Origin of the sequence: Segatella bryantii, from assembly GCF_022024215.1 — a bacterium.
Taxonomy (GTDB): Bacteria; Bacteroidota; Bacteroidia; order Bacteroidales; family Bacteroidaceae; genus Prevotella; species Prevotella bryantii.
Genome location: NZ_CP091797.1, coordinates 734,608 through 754,970 on the forward strand (window position 1 = coordinate 734,608; position 20,363 = coordinate 754,970).

At 39.5% G+C, this 20,363-nt stretch carries 9 protein-coding genes; 1 reads left to right on the top strand and 8 read right to left on the bottom strand.

Going from position 1 to position 20,363, the window contains the following annotated elements:
• The 8 genes from L6471_RS02865 to L6471_RS02905 form a co-directional block, all read right to left on the bottom strand.
• Positions 1 to 2,043: a fimbrillin family protein gene (locus tag L6471_RS02865; protein WP_144263817.1), complete on the bottom strand. Its 2,043-nt coding sequence runs from the start codon at positions 2,041 to 2,043 to the stop codon at positions 1 to 3.
• A gap of 45 nt (positions 2,044 to 2,088) precedes the next feature.
• Positions 2,089 to 4,131 (bottom strand): fimbrillin family protein, encoded by a 2,043-nt coding sequence (locus tag L6471_RS02870; protein ID WP_094448414.1) that lies wholly within the window; start codon positions 4,129 to 4,131, stop codon positions 2,089 to 2,091.
• A gap of 55 nt (positions 4,132 to 4,186) precedes the next feature.
• Positions 4,187 to 5,389 carry a fimbrillin family protein gene (locus L6471_RS02875; protein WP_144263816.1) on the bottom strand — a complete coding sequence of 401 codons (1,203 nt, stop codon included), beginning with the start codon at positions 5,387 to 5,389 and terminating at the stop codon, positions 4,187 to 4,189.
• A gap of 36 nt (positions 5,390 to 5,425) precedes the next feature.
• The gene (locus tag L6471_RS02880; RefSeq protein WP_074548989.1) at positions 5,426 to 6,592 is read right to left on the bottom strand and encodes a hypothetical protein; all 1,167 of its coding nucleotides are present in this window, start codon (positions 6,590 to 6,592) and stop codon (positions 5,426 to 5,428) included.
• Complete coding sequence (locus tag L6471_RS02885; protein ID WP_179226458.1) at positions 6,589 to 7,944, bottom strand: DUF3575 domain-containing protein; 1,356 nt, start codon at positions 7,942 to 7,944, stop codon at positions 6,589 to 6,591. The genes L6471_RS02880 and L6471_RS02885 overlap by 4 nt, the downstream gene beginning before the upstream one ends.
• A 466-nt stretch (positions 7,945 to 8,410) precedes the next feature.
• On the bottom strand, positions 8,411 to 10,654 hold the full coding sequence (locus tag L6471_RS14165; RefSeq protein WP_306427369.1) for a glycoside hydrolase family 88 protein: 2,244 nt from the start codon (positions 10,652 to 10,654) through the stop codon (positions 8,411 to 8,413).
• 149 nt (positions 10,655 to 10,803) lie between these two features.
• Positions 10,804 to 12,819, bottom strand: coding sequence for a RagB/SusD family nutrient uptake outer membrane protein (locus tag L6471_RS02900; protein WP_094448411.1), 2,016 nt, complete (start codon positions 12,817 to 12,819; stop codon positions 10,804 to 10,806).
• Positions 12,820 to 12,833: 14 nt separating this feature from the next.
• Positions 12,834 to 16,109 (bottom strand): SusC/RagA family TonB-linked outer membrane protein, encoded by a 3,276-nt coding sequence (locus L6471_RS02905; RefSeq protein WP_094448410.1) that lies wholly within the window; start codon positions 16,107 to 16,109, stop codon positions 12,834 to 12,836.
• A gap of 174 nt (positions 16,110 to 16,283) precedes the next feature.
• Between L6471_RS02905 and L6471_RS02910 the strand changes: the two genes are divergently transcribed.
• Positions 16,284 to 20,351 (top strand): hybrid sensor histidine kinase/response regulator transcription factor, encoded by a 4,068-nt coding sequence (locus L6471_RS02910; protein ID WP_094448409.1) that lies wholly within the window; start codon positions 16,284 to 16,286, stop codon positions 20,349 to 20,351.
• Positions 20,352 to 20,363: the final 12 nt, after the last annotated feature.

The window sequence follows — 20,363 nt, forward strand, 5'->3', positions numbered from 1 at the left end:
TTAGAACCAAACGGGAGCACTTGCTGACTTGGTTGTCCAATCAGCGAGACTTACAGAAGCCTTAACGTCAGTCTTCCTCAAATCGAAGGTATATGTATAATGTGTTCCGGGAATCCACTCAGAAATCGTGGATGTAGTACCCGTCTCTACGATAGTGCTCAAATCAGAAATGACATACTTATTAAGATCACCTGTCGTAATAATCAACCCTATATGAGAAAGAGTCTGCGGAACGACATCCCAAGTAAAAGGTTTTGTAGCCACAGTTCCTTCAGAAGGAGCAGTCATGGTAACATCTGTCACAGTACCTGTAGCATTAATCTTACCTGACCCCATTAACACCTGTCCTTTAGGATTCATACCAGTAATAACCACCGTAGAACCTTCAAGAGTTACAGCATCAGTACCTGTCGTGGTCTTCAACTGAATATCCAACCGAGACAACATGTGAAGTTGGGTAAGATGAATCGTATTCAAAGTAGGACCAATGGCAGATATCAAACAATCCGTAAAACCACTAGTAGACGAATAGCTAATAGTATTACCCTTCATAGGAGCGCCCCAAATAGGATCGCTTGCATCTCTTTTACCATTAGAAATCGACACATAATCCCCACCATCATTATTGGTTGCAGTCATTGCTGAAACCGCAGTAGGAGTCACATTCGTCGTTCTGAAATGATAATAACTCTTATTACTATCAAAATACCAGTTTGTAATACCGTTTGTTTCTACCGTAGCAGCCGAACCATAATTACCATTCCAGTTCATGCCGACATAATCATCAGAAATCTCAGAAGCCTCATCCAGGAGACGATACAAATTAACATTACTCTGAGCTGAACTACCATCAACATTGAGGAATTCGACAGAAATACGAGCATTAGATGGATTCTGCGTTTCACCAACAACAGAATTCCAGTCTGCCAAAGAAGCAGTAACCTTAATTCCCGTTTTATTCAACTCAATATTGAAAATATAATGATAACCTTGAGCCATTGCATAAGAACTCTCCGAAAGCGACAACACATCTTGAAGAGCCGCATACAAATTAGCTTCGCTCACATAATATAAGTTATCGGATACATTAATCGTAAGCGCAGTATTGGTATTCGACTGACGCAAAGTATAACCCGGCATGACGATAGCATTCGTCGGAATAACATCATAAGTAGCATTATCTACATCATAAGAATTCAATAAAGTACCTACTGTAGCAGAAACTTCACCTTTCGTAGTCTCATCTAACGCCCATTCGCCTGATGACACATCAAAATTACCTTTTAATGTAGGCTGATTAGCAGAAGAGCCAATCATCACAGAAGTCTTGGCTGAGGCGAAGTCACCCTCAAAACCATTACCCTTAAGAAGATTAACCGTAATCTTAGTAAGCGCATGATTAAACAGAAGACTACCTTTGTCAAAAGACCCCGTATGACCATTATTATCAGAAGAAGAAGGAGTAAACTTCAAACGAGCGTCCGTTGTACCATTCGTAATATTGTTACTATAAACAAGATCATACTGATCAAAAGAAGTTGTAGCTACATTCTGAGCAGTAGAAACGGTATAATCAAAGGACAGACCAGAATTCGTATCTGTAGAATCTGTCCACTGATTAGGAGCTAATAAAAGAGAGCTTGCCGTATTGGTCGTTTCACTATTATTTGCTATAGCAACAGCATATACAGAAATATTCGCTTCTCGTCCATGGGTATCATCCCAAAAACGAGTATCAGACACCGTATTATATGATACACTACTTGTTGATGTCTCACTATTCGTTGTATCTTTGCTTGCCAACAAAGTTGTAGCAGTCCATTGAGTAGTTTTGTTATTCGCTTCGCTTTTCATCTTCGCAAAAATGGCAGTATTACCATCTGCGAAACCAGCACGAGTAACGACAGAAGATTCCAAATTCGTTGTCGTAAAGGTCACTTCCTCTTTACCCGAATTACCGTTGAGAATATCCGACAAGTCACTGCTACACGCAGTCAGCGTGAGCAGTGAAATGAGAGATATGTATGTTGTATTTAATTTCATTAATTAATTGTTGAAATTAATTTTTGAATTTAAGATGATTTCGTATTAGTCCTCGAGAGAGATATTCTGTGTTGCACCGGTTACCGTAGTCCAATCTACCAAAGAAGCGGTAACACCATTAACACCAGTCTTGAGGATATTAAATACATACGTGTAGTGATGACCTGGATACCAGTAAGAAATAGACTCACCCTTTGTATTATTCTGACTAGTAGTTGCATCAGAAGCTTTCACATCGCTAAGCTTCTCGTAGTAGTAAATAGACTTACCTGAAGCAGTCTCAATACGGATACCGATATAATCTGCATCAGAAGTACCACGAACCAATGTCTGAGGTACAACACTCATATTATAAATATAAGATGTTGTGTTAGTTGCTGGAGTCATCTCCAAGTCAGCCTGCAGATTAGATGATGTAATCTTACCTGTAGCCATGAGAACTTCACCATCTTTATTAATGCGAGTAATATATACCTTGCTACCAGTTAAGTCTACTTTCTGGTTATCATCTTTATCATCTTTTGGTTCAGAAGTGAGCTTTACGGTTACCTTGCTCATCATGTGGAACTGAGTCATATTAATAGTACTAGAAGTAGCACCAATCTGACCATAGATTAAGTCATTGTAACCATTTTCTGTATCGTACTTAGGAGTTTTACCAGCAGTAATCGCATCAGCCTTCAATGGTGCACCCCACTGATAGTCTGTTGAACCTGCTGTCATCGCAAAACTCTTCTTTTCAGAATTCAAACTCTTTACATTAGAGGTAGAACGGAAATTATAATAAGTTTGGTTATCCTGATAGTACCAAGTAGCATTACCTCTAGGAGCATAAGTTCCATCTGAATTACCCTCATTATCTACAACAGAACGATAAAGTTCGAAATTACTAATATGACTATTCTCTGTATCATAAACAGAAACCTTGATATTATCGTTAGTCAAATCTAAATTTTCTGCTGTAATTGGAGTCCAATCCTGAATGCTAGCAGTAACGTTTACACCAGTCTTGTTTACAGTAATATTGAATGTATAATTCAATCCCTTCTCTAATGTGATATTCGTATCAGTAAGTTTAGTTACTGAAGCCTTTACATCTGCAACGTTCAAAGCATCAAACATCATATCAGATGAAATGGTATACTGGTTACCATCAATAGTAAAGCTGAGTTCCTTATTCACATCACCATCAGTATAAATCTTGCCTGGTAATACCTGAGCCATCAGTTTATAATCTGTATACTCGTTAGCAGCAGAACCTGTAATAGCACTAGCCTCGTACATAGAAGTTACAGTAGCAGTAGAAGCAGTTGTCCACTCACCTGAAGCCAAATCAAGTGTACCCCCTACAGGCATAGCGTTAAGAGAAACATTAGTACCAGTAGCAAACTGGAATGTATTTTCACCAGAGAAACCTGCACCTCTCTTCAAATTAATCGTAATACGAGATAAAGCGTGAGTAAAATTCAAGTTACCAGAATCAAACTTACCAGCACCATCCTCGTCATTAGAATCAGTAAGCGTGAATTTCATCTTGTTGTCACCACTGATATTATTACTGAAGATAAGATCCTCATCAGCAAGAGTTGTATTAGTCTGAGCTGTAGAAACAGTCCAATCTACATTGTGTGATAACTCTTCAGAAGACCAAGTAGAAGTACTTGCAGTAAGTTTAGTTTCTGCAGCCATAGAATTAGTCGTTTTACCAGGAACAGCTATCGCATAAACAGAAAGTTCAGCATCACGACCATACGCATCATCCCAATAACGCTGATAAGCACTTAAAAAAGATAATGTAGATAATGATGTGTCATCATAAGTGTTATCAGCAGAAGCTGTAGCCATAGTACGAGTTACACGGACATCATTATCACCGGTACTACCCTTTTTCTGACTTTTGATCTGCATCACAACATTCGTTTCACTGGCTTTACTCAATCCTGCACGAGTAACCTGTGCAGAACTACCACCAAACTCAATAGCGGTTTTTTCACTGTCTGGAATCAAAGCTTCCAAACTATCGGTACTACAACTAGTAGCAAACATGGCGGTCGCAGCCGCAAACATGAGGTAATTAAGCTTCTTCATTTTATTTTACGTATACTTATTCTTTTAGATTATATCGCAATATTTATTAATTATGTTACTTTTCAAGATCAGTGTTAATTGTCGCATAAATGTAATCCCAATCTTCTATCGTTGCAGTACATTCGATATCCGCCTTAACCAGGTCTTTTACCTTAATCAGGTAGGTGTAGAGCGTATTAGGATTCCATGTAAATGAGGTCATCGTTTCATCGCCTTCGGTTACCGTCAATGGTATGTCTGTAAATTCTTTCGAGCCCACCTTAAAACTAATTGTGAGCATTACGCCACTCTGAGGTATCTGTAGCAGCCCCTCTGGGCATCGCATCATATAGGCTTTGGTATCTTTATTCGCTTGAAGGATATTGTTGTCATTCGCATTACTTGAATCTGTGGTAAGCAGTACAACACCATTTTGACGTGTCAATTGTGTAAAACTGCCAGAAAGCATATCGCCCGTACTGAGGTTGGCTTGATAGCCCATCGCCGATGTAGCAAAATTATCCGAAACAACCTTGATGACAATATCCGTAACCGGTAGCGCTTCTTCTGTAGATACGATCGACTCGGTATAAATGCCAAACCGCACCTTTGAGGTAAAATGATGAAAAGGTAAAGCCACCGAACGATTGAGCGTAGTGCTACCCGTATTAATCTGCTTGGTTCCGTTGTCGATCATCACATCGTAATCTTTACCACTAGCCTGTCGCTCTACTTGAGCTGGAAGATAATCTTCGCGACCTTCAGAAATATTTCCATTAGTACTTGTCTGATACGTGAACTGAGCAGACAACGGCAAAGTTAACTGAGTGTCGGATAAAACAAAACCGGTAACATCTGTTGGATAAGGTGTAAGTGCATAAAAACGGTATGGCATCTTGTTCGTATCCCAATAAGTCTGTCGCTGCTCTTTACTGAAGCCATCAGCAGTAGTACCCACATACGACCAAGAATAAGAACCTGTCCAATTGTCCGTAAGGTATTTCACTTCGTACATATCCATGAGCGTTTGTTGGCTACTGGTAGCAAACCCCTTCCAAAGACTCACCATAAACCCCTGTGTCAGAGGGGAATTACTTGTAGCTTCGGTGGCATTGCTCTTTAACGACTGGATAGCGACCTGACTGAAGCCTACAGGGTCTAAATTACCTGTATACTCCTCATCAGCATCACTACCCGAGGTACAGCTTGACAAGCCCAAAGCACCAGCAAGTACCATCGTTGCCATTACGCCTAGTTTAGACTTTTTAAAATTATACATTACTATGATTCGGATATATTCTTAACGATTATTTTCTTATATTTCGACATGCCAGATAACTTCTTCGTAATCTTCAATAGTTGGTATGAAAAGACCACTCATCTTATTAGCATCATTATAAATCGGTTCAAGACTCTCACAGTCGACATGAAGAGTGATAATACCTCCATAAGCATTAGCCTGCATCTGATCGGTTACATCATAACGATACGTTTTCACAGAGCCATCAGCTAAGGTCATATCAAAATAAATATAATTATGGAAATTAGGCTGTCCACCCTGATAAGTAGTACCACGCTCCGCATCATAACGATCCATATCACAAAGACCAAAAGTATTCAGACGGCCACCAATAATATCACAGTTTTCACCATCGACATCGATATTTTGCTTCATACGGGTGTTCATATAAACCATACTAGGCTCCTCACCAGTATGACCAGTGTTTACATTGACACTTCCAGCAAGAGAAGAGATAGCCGCATTACCATCTACAGCCTGTACGATACCATGATTATTATGAAGCACTATCTGAAAGAGATAAACATAAACTAAAGGCTTCAGTTTGGCTTCGATATGCTTTATGTACACATTATTTATAGAATCGTACTCATAATCGCGTAAATCGGTAGAGATGTAAATATCCTGTGGAAAGGCACCATAAAACATCTCAGGCTGATCATGAAGACCTATAACCTTAGTGGTATCAATAGAGTCAATATCCAAACCATACATACCATGATTACCCTTAGTATAGGCTTGAACAGCCTGAACATCCTGTTCATTAATTTGAAGATTTGGAGCTACATCATTATCTTTATCAACATCCGACCAAAAGAGCATATCATAATAGCCGAATTCAAAATATTTTCTAAAGGTACTCTTGGTCGTAGTAAAAGCATCAGTACTTATAACATTACCATCAGCATACTGACCATTATAAAGACGACGAACTTCCAGGACTGTAGGCATCGGATAACCTAGAGAATCAAAAAGCTCAGTATCTTCTTTATCCCATCCATAATGCCATTTTACCTGAATATCAGTTTCTACATCCCAGGCGACATCAATATCAGTATATACCTCAGGCATAACAATTTGCAGTTCTTCACCCGGCAAATACAAAGGCGGTTCGATACAAGATGTAAGCGAGGTAAGCGCCGTTAAAATGATTATTACTATATAAGAAATTTTCCTTTTCATCTGATTTGCTTCTTCTTTCGGTAAATGATATCATAAGTAAGGTGGATACCTGCATTGGTAGGACCTAACCAAAGTCGACTATGCTGACGCTCCTTAAAATCGCTGGCTTTACCATAATAGTCATAATAGTAAAGACCATCTTTGGTACCCGTAATCGGATTACCATATATATAAGGATCATACTCAGTATAAAAACCACCGAATTCGGCATTAAACTCAAGACGAAGGGACCCCTTACGATTCAACTTGCACGTGTATCCGATACCGATACCGGCACCACCACCTTCACCTTCCCAACCTTTAGTCTGGCTTAAACCAATACCATAGAAAGTACCATTAGCATAAGCACTGAGAAAAGGACCTATAAATTCTCCACCACCAACAAAATAGCGACGAAGTTCTAAGCGAAGATCACGAATCTGAAAAAACTGATAATCCTCCCAATGACGATGATTAGTATAAGTAAATCCCGCATTATAGGTATAATGCCCCGTAAGAGGATAGTATTCCAACTGAACATTCATACCAAAAGCCTTTCCGAAATTAGGCATATAGAAGAAATCATGAAGCAAATTGGTACGAAGGGCTATAAGATGTCGACGTGCATATTTAGGCGAACGATCAGAACGTGGCACTTGCAAATCAGGCAAATCAGCCAGCATCATATGAGGATATAACTGTCCGAGATTACCAATATGAAGATTATAGCGAGTGGTATACCATAACATAACACGAGCCTGACGAAGTATTGGGAAATACTGATCAAGAAGACGTTTCCACAGTTTACCCTTATAAGCCTGCATCAATCTCATCTTCATCTTAGGTTCACTATGACCACATGCATTCCACATAGCCTCCACTTCCGGATATCCGGGATCATTAGCTTCTTTCATTAAAGTAATCAGGTAAGCATAATCTTCATTGATACCAGAAGAAAGAACTTCGTTAGCCTTTTTTAGACTGCCATCACGGTCGAGGAACTCCACTAAACGAGCAGCACGAGCCTTACCTAAATACTTATTATTGTCATAAGGTCCTTCTGGAGAAGCAGCACCACGAATATAAACCTTACTTAAACGCAAATTGTTATCATGCGCCCAAGACAGCAAACTATCGTTATAAAGGGAAATAAAAGGCTGATTTTTTATCAAGTATGTCTTATTGACACGAAAACGAATACCTCGAGATGCCTGATCAAATAATGAATCAGAAATCACAGGAGCCACTGCACCTGAATCTGAAACCAACACGAAAGGAAACTCTGCTGGTTGTCTAAAATTTGATTTGTTTTGTCCAGTAATGGGAGTTACTACTAGAGATAGGAAACCCAAAGTAGCAAGAAACTTCAACATAGTCATTCGCTTAATTTTGTATACTATCAACTTAAATACATACTTTCATACATGCCTATAAATAGATCATTTCTTGAAAACGCTGCAAAATTATAACTATTTTTTAAAGTGCCAAACATTTTTTTGTTAAAACGCCTATAAATGAACTGTTTACGAAAAAACAGATTGAAATGAGTCGTAATTAAGAGTCAAACCTTAAAACACCTTGAAATTTAAAATAGCAAGGGTTTAAAGGGATTTAAAGGGCACAAACTTTCAATTTGAAGAAAGTAAAGACAGAAAAAATGCGCTTAACAAGCATGGAAATAGGTCAAAAAAGAATAATTGTAAAGTATAAAATAGCAAAGTGTCAAATTGATAGCAAATAGTGAGAATAATAGAAGGATACGATAGAAAAAAATAAATAGAGGGTGTTTTTAAGCAAATAAACATCTATTTACTTAAAAACACCTACCTATTTTTAGAACTATTTACTTAAATAGTAATAATACTCAGTAGCAGCAAGAAGGAATGCCCCTACTCCAAAATTAGCTTGACTATCAGCATTAATAACCTGACCAGGTATAGCCCTGTCACCAATAGGTTGAACATAACCTAATTTGCCATTACCTTGAATAGCAGTTTTCGTGAGATAATGCCATGAACGATTGATTACAGGCATATATTCCTTAGCCGACAAAATCTGGTGATTGATTCCCCATAACAAGCCATAAGTAAAAAAGGCAGTACCACTAGTCTCAGGGCCAGGTGCCTGTTCTGCATCCATCATACTACGAGTCCAATAGCCTTCTTTTTGCTGTAAAGCGGCAACCGACTTGGCTAATTTCTTATACTTCTCCAAGAAGAATCGATAATGACGATAATCGGAAGGCATATCTTGTAATACCTTAGCTAAACCGGCCAACACCCAACCATCACCTCTTGCCCAGAAATCTTTCTTGCCACTATTTGTCTTATGTTTAGGGTAAACATAACGGCCATCGCGGAAATAAAGTCCTGTCTCCTCATCAAGCATAATACTATCGCTATAACAGATGTTCTCATAAAGTTTATCAAGATATTTCTCATCGCCAGTCATCTTATACATTTTCGTCATCACCGGCATAACCATATAAAGCGCATCAGCCCACCACCAATAATCGTGAACTTTACTGTCAGCTTCATATCCCATAACTTCAATGGCACGAGCCACACGTGGGTCTTCCATCATCTTACGACTATAACCACCCTGTTCAATAGCCACAAGATCAAGATACGTCTGAAAACAAATCTGCCAATCGCCAAAAAGAACATAATCCTGTCCTTCTCCATATTTGAGATATTTCCACTTAGCCGGATTTGACTCTCGAGCACCCATCCACTTATTATACTCACCCCAAGTAGAAGAATAATTCAACCAGGAACGGTTACCAGTAAGCTGATAAGCAGCTATATTACCTGTGTGGTAAGCGGCATGATCCCAGAAGCTACGAACTTCTGGCTTATTATTAGCCTGCCAATAGTCATTAACAAGCTGAATATAACTTAACACCTCTTGCTTCCTAACCGTAAGAGCATCATTCTTAACAGCCCTTTTGAGAACAGGTTTAGATGGAGTCCAGGCATCCTGCCAATGAATCACCGGAGTACCAGCTGAATCAAAATCGATAGGCAACCAAATATAACGAGCATCATTAGGATGCTGAGGGCGCCATATATCGGCCATAAAGATATACTCTGTACCTTTTTGGGTAAGAACCGGAAGCACAAATGTACTCTGCCCACCGAAAGTAATATCTGACTTTGGTCCACGGCATGGATTATCAACCTGATGCCAAGGTCCTGTAATAGACTTAGCCCAAAACATACGAGCTTTATTAGGAGCCCAGCCCGTACATCCACTCGTAATCATCCAATACGTATCGCCATGCTTGAAGACAGCCGGTGCTTCATTCTGTCCCCCTTCAGCCATCGTCCAGTAGCGGCCAGTCTCTGCCGTATAATCCTTATTAAGTTCGGCGATATGGAGGGTAAGATTTTCTTCTGAAGAAAAGACATGGTAAGCCTTACCGTCATCATCGACAAAAATAGTCTGATCACGTGACATCTGTCCATTATCGAAATCACGCTCAATATAGAGACCATGTTTTACAAGATTCTGCCAAGCAGGTGTCCACCATCCCATCTTCAGACCTTTACGATAATCGGATACAGACATACGATGCGCTAAATTTTGCGGATAAAGTCCGGCACATGAACGTTCGGAACGCAGGAAGCGATAAGGACCAGCAGGATTATCGCTGACAGCCACACCATAACGTGCTGCAGCATAACCACGCCCTTTCAGTTCGAGATGAAACCACATCACAAACTTACCAGTAGCTTCGTTATATACCACTTTAGGGCGTTCCAAGATACATCCCTTTTCAATATCACTACCTGGCTGATCACTAACCGACAGAGCTACCCCCTGATAGTTCCAATGCACCAGATCTTTACTCGTATAACAGGTCACCCCAACTAAAGCACTACTTGTGTTTTCAGCTTTATGCTCACCAAACCAATAATAGGTTCCATTATACTGCATAACGCCGCCACCATGCGCATTAATATGAATTCCCCGATTGTCTTGCCAAATAGCTCCAGGATGAATCTGACCGTCTGTTTTAGCCTGAACAGACATCATCATACAAGAAAGCAAGGCAAATACCATGTAAATTTTCCTCATCATAGTCTAGGTTCTTATCTCTTATAATAAACATATATACTATTGAAGCATTTAGAATCGACACGATAAGCCTCCGCAATATGCCCGGAGGCCCCAACACAGGGACCAAGACACATGACGGAGGACATATCTATATGTTATGAACTAAAGATCTACTGCTCGTCTGCCACAGCATCTTCCCAATTAGTCCACATTGGGATAGCATCGCTGTAACCATCATAGCCATAATTCTGTCGAAGTTGACCTTGGTTATTCGCTGTAATAGCAGAATTAGGAATAGGCCAGAACAGATTATGCTTGTTAATCTTATATTCAAAAGTTTGGTTACCTTGCTGACCTTTACCATAATCGTGATTAAACACATTATAAGTAGTACAACGACGATACCAATAGCTACCACCCGAGAGATCAGTACCTTCCTGCTTATCCCAAGTATTAAGATCGTAAGTGTTACCCCATTCATCAGCAATACCACTCTTAGCCAAACACCATGATACACGAACCATTTCAGCCTGACGGAACTCTTCGAGATAAAGTTCACGAGCACGTTCAGCCATGATATCACCAATATTTACAGTAGTATACATCTTTTTAGCATTAGCACGCTTACGGATAGCATTAACATCTTCTGCTGCCCCTGCAGGATTCTTCTGATAGAGACGAGCCTCAGCACGGAGCAGATAGGTTTCTGCCAGACGGAAAAGATACATATCACCATTGGCACCCTTACCAGAAGCACCCTGGAACTGATTAGCTCCCATATTATTCTCGTTAGGAGTATCTAAGATATACAACTGATATAAAGGTGTAGGATACCAGCTACGAATAGTATCAGAACAGAGCAAATCACCCTTATGTACAAGCACTTTACCATTGCCATCAGCATAGTCTTTATCGGCATAAAGCTGATAATGCTGACCATAGCACTCAGACTTCGGATTGTTATATTTGAAATCTTCCATCTCCATCCAGTTACCAACCTTACGATTATGACGAAGATCTTGCCAATCTGTCTCGCCATCATAGCTCCAAATGGTCTTATTATAATAAAAAGAGGTACGATTAACGGCAATACCACGACCAGCAGCACGCACCCAGTCGAGTGTATCATTATAATTGCTATTGTTGCGGGCGATGTTATTACCAGGAGTAGCCATACCATGAGGATCACGGATAACACTATTACTCCAGTGTGCAAAACAAGCACGCATCACATTATAGGTAGTGAAGTCTTCATCATTAGAATTGACAATCATCATGATGGTTTCCTTGTTGGCTGGGTCAGCAATATTAGGGGTACGATGTAAATCCCATACAACATTGCGTTCCACCTTCCAGGTATTCTCGTTACCAGAAGGTTGCCAGGTACCAAAGCTCTCAGTCATCAGTTTTAAACCATGATTATTAATCAGATCGGTAGCAGTCTGCTCGGCTTTAGCATATTCACCTGTAACAAGATAGCACTTGATAAGCAACTGCATACAAGCTTCTTGATTCACCTGACCTACATAGCTCATCTTACTCTGAGAAGGAACATGCGCAACAGCAAATTCCAAATCGTGTACTAACATCTGAAAAACAGCTTCCTTACTGGTAGAACGATAGTTACGCTTAGGCGAAGCGATCAACTTGGTTACCAAAGGGATATCACCAAACTGAAGACAGAGATTATAATAAGCATACGCACGATGGAAATAAGCACGTCCCTTATAAGCGTCACGCAGTTCATTAGAAAGCCCATCTACCTGATCTACATAGCTCAAAATAGAGTTGGCATACTTCACCATACTATATCCCTGATCCCAAAAACGCTGCATATAATTAGCATCACCACCAGAAGCCATACCAGAGGTTGGCGTAAGTTTGGCATCAAAGTTATCTTGGAAACCGCCACCCATATCGGTCTTGGCATACATACCAACATCAGACATGAGATAGTTAGTAAAGATACCTACATTATTCCAGTTACCATCGATACGATATGTTTTCAACTGTTTGTCGCATTGAGCCAACGCTGACTGAAGTCCGGCTTCTGTAGTGTAGGTAGTACTTGGTTCATAAAATGACAATGGGTCCTGTTTTAGGAAGTCACTCGTACAGCCCACCATGGTTCCTGCAAAGGCTAACACAGCACTTGTGCGGAATATATTTTTTGAATTGATTTTCATGTTTTTGCTCCTTTTTATAATGTTACATTAAGACCGAACTGGAACTGACGATTAGAAAATCCGCCTGTTTCAGGATCACCATACTTCCAACTGCTGATAGTAAAGACATTGTTGATACCAGCACTTACGTGTACACGCTGTATACCCCATTTCATGGTCAATGCCTTAGGCAGTGTGTAGCCAAAAGTGATATTGTCAAGACGTACAAATGACCGGTTATATAGCTTCTGGATTCCAGTTACGCCAGAAGGGCCAACGGCATTCAATCGAGCATAATCATTGGTTGGATTGTCAGGAGTCCAGTATTCCTTATCGTATACATTACAAGTATTTGTAAACATAGAACCGGAGTTATCATTATTCAGCCATTCACCAGACAAACTCTTATGCCCCATATAAGAATACATAGAGAAAGAGAAGGTAAAGTCTTTGAAGAAGGTGAAATCATTGCGCATATTCCAGTATACAGGAGGTTGGGTGGTACCTAGATATTCACGGTCGTTATCATTATAAACCGGTGTACGGGTGCCATCAGCATTGATTTTATCGTCTTCAGTATAGCTATTAACAACCTTTGGGTCTCCAGGCTTCTGATTTACCTTGGCTGCCTCTTCCGCTTCATTAACTTGCCAGATACCATCAGTTTTCCAATACCAAATTTCTCCAATAGGCTTACCGATAAACCAACCATTGCTGGTATCATCTATTTCCTTACCCTCTTCGTCATACTCGTAATACAGATGCTTAATCTTGTTTTTATTGTAAGAGAAGCCTACCGAGGTATTCCATTTAAAATTCTCAGTATCGATATTACGAGAATTGAGGGTGAGTTCAATACCACTATTGGTAACCTCACCCAAGTTAGTAGTAATACTGCTAAAACCGGTGAAGTTAGGCAGACGCTGACCCATAATCATATCATGAGTACGTTTCGTGTACCAATCGATACTACCCGTAAGTCGCTGATCGAGCACAGAAAAGTCGAGTCCAATATTCCATGAAGAAGTCTTTTCCCACTCCAAGTTAGGATTACCCAGACGACTAATACTCAAAGCATTAATAACTTCTTGCGAAGTAGATCCATATTTATAATAAGCATAAAGACCACCATTAGCCAAGTCTGAAAGTGCCAGATAAGTATTAGAGAGAGAACGGTTACCATTAGTACCATAAGATACTCTCAGCTTACCATAATCTAACCATGGCATACTCTTCTTGACAAAATCTTCTTCAGAGAAGACCCAGCTACCACCCATCGACCAGAATGTAGCCCATGGATTGTTCTGACCGAAAGCCGAATAACCGTCTCGACGGACAGTACCCGTAAACATATACCGATCTTTATAACCATAGAACAATCGCCCTAAATAAGCTGCTGCAGTAGAATGGGTATCATTCGTAGAAAAACTACTTTGTGCCTTGTTGGCACCAGAGATATAATGATAGCCCAAGACATCAGTAGGAGTAATATTACGAGCTGAAATATTATCGCTCCAGTACTTATTTTCCTCAGCCTCTTGTACCAAAGTCACCGTAACATGATGATCTTTATTGAATACTCTATCCCATGTCAAAGTATTATTGAGGCTGTAATCGTATGTCTTAGATGAATTACGGTTTACTCCTCGTGTTGCAGGGTCACTGTTTGGCAGCTCTGCAGACATGTGATAGCGGTCATAGAACCACTGCAGGCGTGGAGCAATATTAAATTGGTATGTGAACCCGAACGGCAGAGTTACCTTTGCATTGAAAATGGTATTTAATGTCGTATAACCCTTATTAAGCTTGATAAACTGTTGATCAAAATGATAATTGTAACCTCCATTGGTAGGATTACCACTACGAGGATACTGATTCTCTGTACCATCCTCATTATAACGCTGAGCATAAGGAGACTCTCTCAACTGGTTATTATCCCAATAATTAGTACCCAGCGGAACTGGTGAAGAAGTATCCGTACGATCCTGGAAATTAACATTTGCACCAATCTGCAACCAATTCGTAATATCTGCAGAGATCTTCATATTGGCACGATAAGCACTATAGTTATCACCTTGAATAGCACCCTGATTCTTCAGATATCCGAAACTGAGATAATAATTTACCCGATCGGAAGCGCCAGAAACACTAGCATCATAGTCTTGATTAAAACCTGTACGGAAAGTTGCATCCTCCCAATTATAACTCTTACCAGCAAGATAATTTTGCATAACAAGAGCGGCATCAGCGTCAAGACCCATTCTGCGAGCATAAAGCGACTGGATAGATTCACCACTCTGCAGCGTCTTAGCACCCATAGTAGCCCATTGTTCCTCTGTCAGACCATACTGACTGATATTATTTACATTATCATAATAACCAGCAGGTACACCACTATCCTTACCATAATACCCCCAGTTGCCATTTTCGTCATAACCATACGTCTGAGCTTTAAACCAGTCCTCACGATATCTCATATAATCGCTAGCACTAAATACCTTACGGTAATGAGCCTTGGTATTTGCAGCAAGATTCATGCTGACATTAATAACCGGTTTACCTACTTTACCCTTCTTTGTCGTAATAATCAATACACCACTAGCAGCTTTAGCACCATAAATAGCTGCTGAAGAAGCATCTTTTAAAACATCAATCTGAGCGATGTCATCAGGATTAATTTCAGAAAGTTCACCATTAAACTGCATACCATCGAGAATAATCAATGGTGAGTTGTGAGAGCCATCTGTATAAAGAGAATTCTGACCACGTAACTGGATAGAAGCCCCTGCACCCTTAGCAGAAGAATCGAAACCTATCTGAAGACCTGGAGTGCCACGAAGAATATCCTGTACACTTCCCGGATTTTGATCGGCTATCTTATTAGGATCAATCTGAACAACAGAACCGGTGAGATCCTTTTTACGCATCGTACCATAACCGACAACGACCACCTCATTCAGATTTTTACTATCTTCTTGCATTTTAATAACCGCATGATTAGCAGCTTTAACCTGCATCGTCTTATAACCAATGTAAGAAACTTCGAGCGTACTACCTGAATGAGCATTAATGGTAAAGTTACCATCTAAATCAGTCACTGTACCAGTAGTGGTTCCTTTAACTTTAATAGTCGCACCGATAACAGGATCTCCATTTTGGTCTAACACTTGGCCGGATATTTTTTCGGCCTGATTCGTCAACTGAACCGTTTCAGCTGCCTTAGTCGTAAGTGGCAGTGAAGGAAGTCCTGCAATCATCGCCATCAGAAAGACAAACTTTCTTGTGTGGAAATATTGGTTACTACTTCTCATAACAATAGATATTTAGATTATTGTATAAATTAGGTTTGTATCGCAAAAATGGTCTTATTTTCTTAAAAAACAGGGAACAATTCGTGAATTATAGGGAACAATTCGTGAATATTTTGATAATTTCTTAAAAATTTAATCTAAATTTGCACTCAAAACTTCATTTTTACTCAATACATGAAAAAATACATATCCATCATTCTGCTACTCTTTATTACCATGATTGTTATGGCAGAATCTTTTCCTTATCGTCTAATGCCCATACTGAGAACAATGCCCTCAGAAGAACTTCACTGCCTCTTTATGGATCAACAAGGTATGATGTGGATGGGTACTAATGTTGGTCTGAAATCGTATGATGGTTATACCGTAAAATCATATGTCAGTAATGCCTTTACACCCAAAATTCTACCTAATAATAATATACTGTGTATAGAAGAAGACCATAATGATCATCTGTGGATAGGTACTCGTGGTGGTCTAGTGAGAATGGATAAAAAAACAGGAAAATTTAAAACCTATTTCTTACCGAAAGAAAATCAGCGTGTGATTTATACCTTATATATAGACCGCAAGGGACGCTTGTGGATAGGTACAGATAATGGTGTAACTTATTACGATGCCCAAAATGACAGTTTTCATAATTACACAACACAAAATTCCTGGGTCATTACGCCATCAGGTAAAAAGATACGCCAATTTATAGGTAGCGTGAAGACATTTACAGAAGACAACGATGGTGTACTCTATTTGGGAACCTGGAGCAATGGCCTGTATCGCATGAAACCAAATTCAAATATTTTCTATGCCTATCCACCTATCAATAACAAAAATTCGGTCTATTCCTTAGTCTTCGACCACAAAAAGCGATTATGGGTGGGCAGTTGGGGAGAAGGTATGCAAAGACTAAATCACCCTGAACGAATACAACAACCTGATATCATAAGCTATCCCTATAAGACTCATGATTTTGATACTTATTATCATATACTAGAGGATACAAAACAAAATATGATATGGGCTTGTAGCCGAGAGGGCATCGCACTGCTTGATATGAATAAACCTCAGGAAAAATGGCAAAAATATACTTCGCTCGGTCATACCCGACTGGATTTCTGCTACTGCCTGCTCACCGATCAAAACCATAATATATGGGTGGGCACCATGAATTATGGCATCATACCGGTAAACACGAATCCCACTCCATTCAGTCGTGCACAAATCGATCTCAATCGCGCTCCTTTTTTAATCAATGCTATCAACTGTATCTACACAGCCGACGGTAACACCATGTGGCTAGGACTAAATCCTTACGGTTTGGCATTATATAATCGGCAAACCAATACCACTCTATATAATCAAGATATAACAGGTTTAGAAAATGTACCTCAAAACGTGTTAAGTACTAAAATATCATCTATTATCAAACGAGATAATGGCGAAATTTGGTTGGCCAACGGCAGTTTTGGTGTAATTATCAGATATGACAACAAACCTGCTCGAGTGTTGAGTGCTCCCACTACCCCATATATTGCTGACAACTTTGTGAATACACTATACCAAAGTCGCGATCACACGATGTGGATAGGCCAGCGCTCTGCATTAAGCATCGTTTATCCAAACGGCAAAGGTACCATTCTGAAAATTCAGGAAAAAGGAAAAGATTTCAGTTTCGTAGATGTAAGAAACATCATAGAAGACCATCATGGCGACATGTGGGTATCTACAGACAATGAAGGTATTATACGCATCAGAAAAAACAAACAGAAAGGTAATCAACTGCAATTTCATCAATACTGCCAACAAAATGGGAATTTCGCCATTAACGACGCAACGGCCTGTTTTGAAGATAGTTACCACAGGTTATGGGCCATATCAGCAAGTAGTGGACTCTTTCTCTATCAGGCAGAACAAGATCGGTTTATATCACTCAATCGTAAATATCACATCGATGGAGAATGTATATATGCCATTAACGAAGACAACAAACATCATATTTGGCTAACGACCAACTACGGTCTGGTTAAACTGGATTTCAGCCATAACGCCTCTCCTATCGTAACGACGTATACAGAAGCAGATGGTATAGGCGAGACTTTTTTTCCTGCCGGCAGCACCTACAAATATCAAAATGAACTATTTTGGGGGCAGCATAACACGATACTCTCACTTACTCCAGAAAAAATAGATCGAACCCCAGAGCAACAAGCTCATCTTATCCTATCAGATATATTGATAGATGACGCATCGCTCGAAGAGTTAGACTCGACTAAACGAGAAGAAATAACAACTCTAACAGCACAATACTGTCGAGAAATAACTATCCCTTCAACAATCAGAAAAATAAGTTTCAACTTCTCTTTGCTCAACTATACCGACGTAGAGCACAATAAATATGCCTACAAACTGGAAGGATATGATGAACACTGGCAATATCTGACCAACAACAAACACCGAGCAATATTCCAAAACCTACCTTCAGGTAACTACAAACTACATGTAAGAGCTATGGATAATACGGGTATATGGCATGATATGGGCTATGAACTGAAAGTGAACGTATTACCGGCATGGTATGCTTCGACAGGTGCAAAAGCTATATATCTGCTCCTTCTATTAGGAATCATATATATCATACAAAAAATGTATCAAAGACGTATTCAGGATCGTAATAAAGCTAACATGAATGCCTTTCTTACCAACATTACCCACGAACTGCTAACCCCTCTAACTGTAATCTCTGCGGCAATAGACCAAATGAAAGACAAAGTGCCACAACTAGATGACGACTATGCTATTATTCAGAATAATGTAAAACGATTAAGTAGACTATTCAGACAGATACTAGAAATGAGAAAAAGTCAAGCTGGTAAATTAAGGCTTCAGGTAAGTAAAGGGGATATTGCAGCCTTCGTTCGTCAAGAATGCGAAAACATTGGTCCGATGGGAGTAGACAGAAATAATATATTAAAAACACAAATACCCAATAGCTACACACTCGCCTGGTTTGACCCTGACAAACTAGATAAAATTATATATAATCTGCTTTCAAATGCCTTCAAATACAATCGACCTGGAGGAGAAGTAAAAGTAAGACTCAAGTTACAAGCTGCTAACATTATACTGGAAGTAGAAGATCAAGGTATAGGAATAGCAAAAAACAAACAAAAAAATCTATATAGCAGATTTCTCGATGGTGATTATCGCAAAGTAAAAACTGAGGGAACAGGTCTCGGATTAGCCATCACGAACCAACTGGTAAGACTGCATCATGGCACGATTACCTATGAAAGTAAGCAAAACGTAGGTACCATATTTCGAGTAACACTCCCCATCCGTAAAAGTGATTATACTGCAGATGAAATCGATCAAACCGGTATCGTCGCTAAAAAAGAAGGATGCATCAACCATAACGGAGACGAAAAAAAACAAACTGAAAAAATGGCAATCGTCATACCACCCAAACCTAAAAGAAAGACAAATTATACTATCCTGATAGTCGAGGATAATCTGGAATTATTGCAACTCATGCAAAAAATACTCGGCAACCTATATCACATCATAACAGCCAAAAATGGCAGTCAGGCATGGAATATCATACAAAAAGAGAGTCTTGACTTGGTCATTTCAGACATCATGATGCCTATCATGGACGGTCTGGAACTAACAAGACTAATCAAAACAAATCATGATTATCAGCTCATACCGGTTGTCTTATTGACAGCAAAAACCACCACAGAAGATAAAAATAAGGGATTGGAAGCTGGCGCTGATGATTTCATGAACAAACCATTCAGCATGGAGGAACTGAAAATGAGAATAGCTAATCTGCTGGATAATCGTAAAAATATACAACGACTCATTCAAGAAACAGAGGACTTCAAACTCAACCTACATACCAATAAGCATATTAGTAATCCCGACCAAATCTTCATCAACCATGTTAATCGACTTATTCATGACCATATCGAAGATGCAGAATATGGTAGAGAGCAATTAGCAGAGGATCTTAACATCAGTTCCAGTACCCTATACAATCGAATTAAAGCCCTCACCGGAAAAAGCATTGTGGAATATATCACACATATACGTATGCTGAAAGCGTCAGAAATTCTAACTCAACAACCACGAATTCATGTTGTTGACTTGGCGCTCATGGTAGGATTCAATACACCAAAATATTTCTCTAAATGCTTCAAAAAGGAATTTGGAGTATCTCCTAAAGAATATTCGAAAGTGGAATGAATGGTGGATATC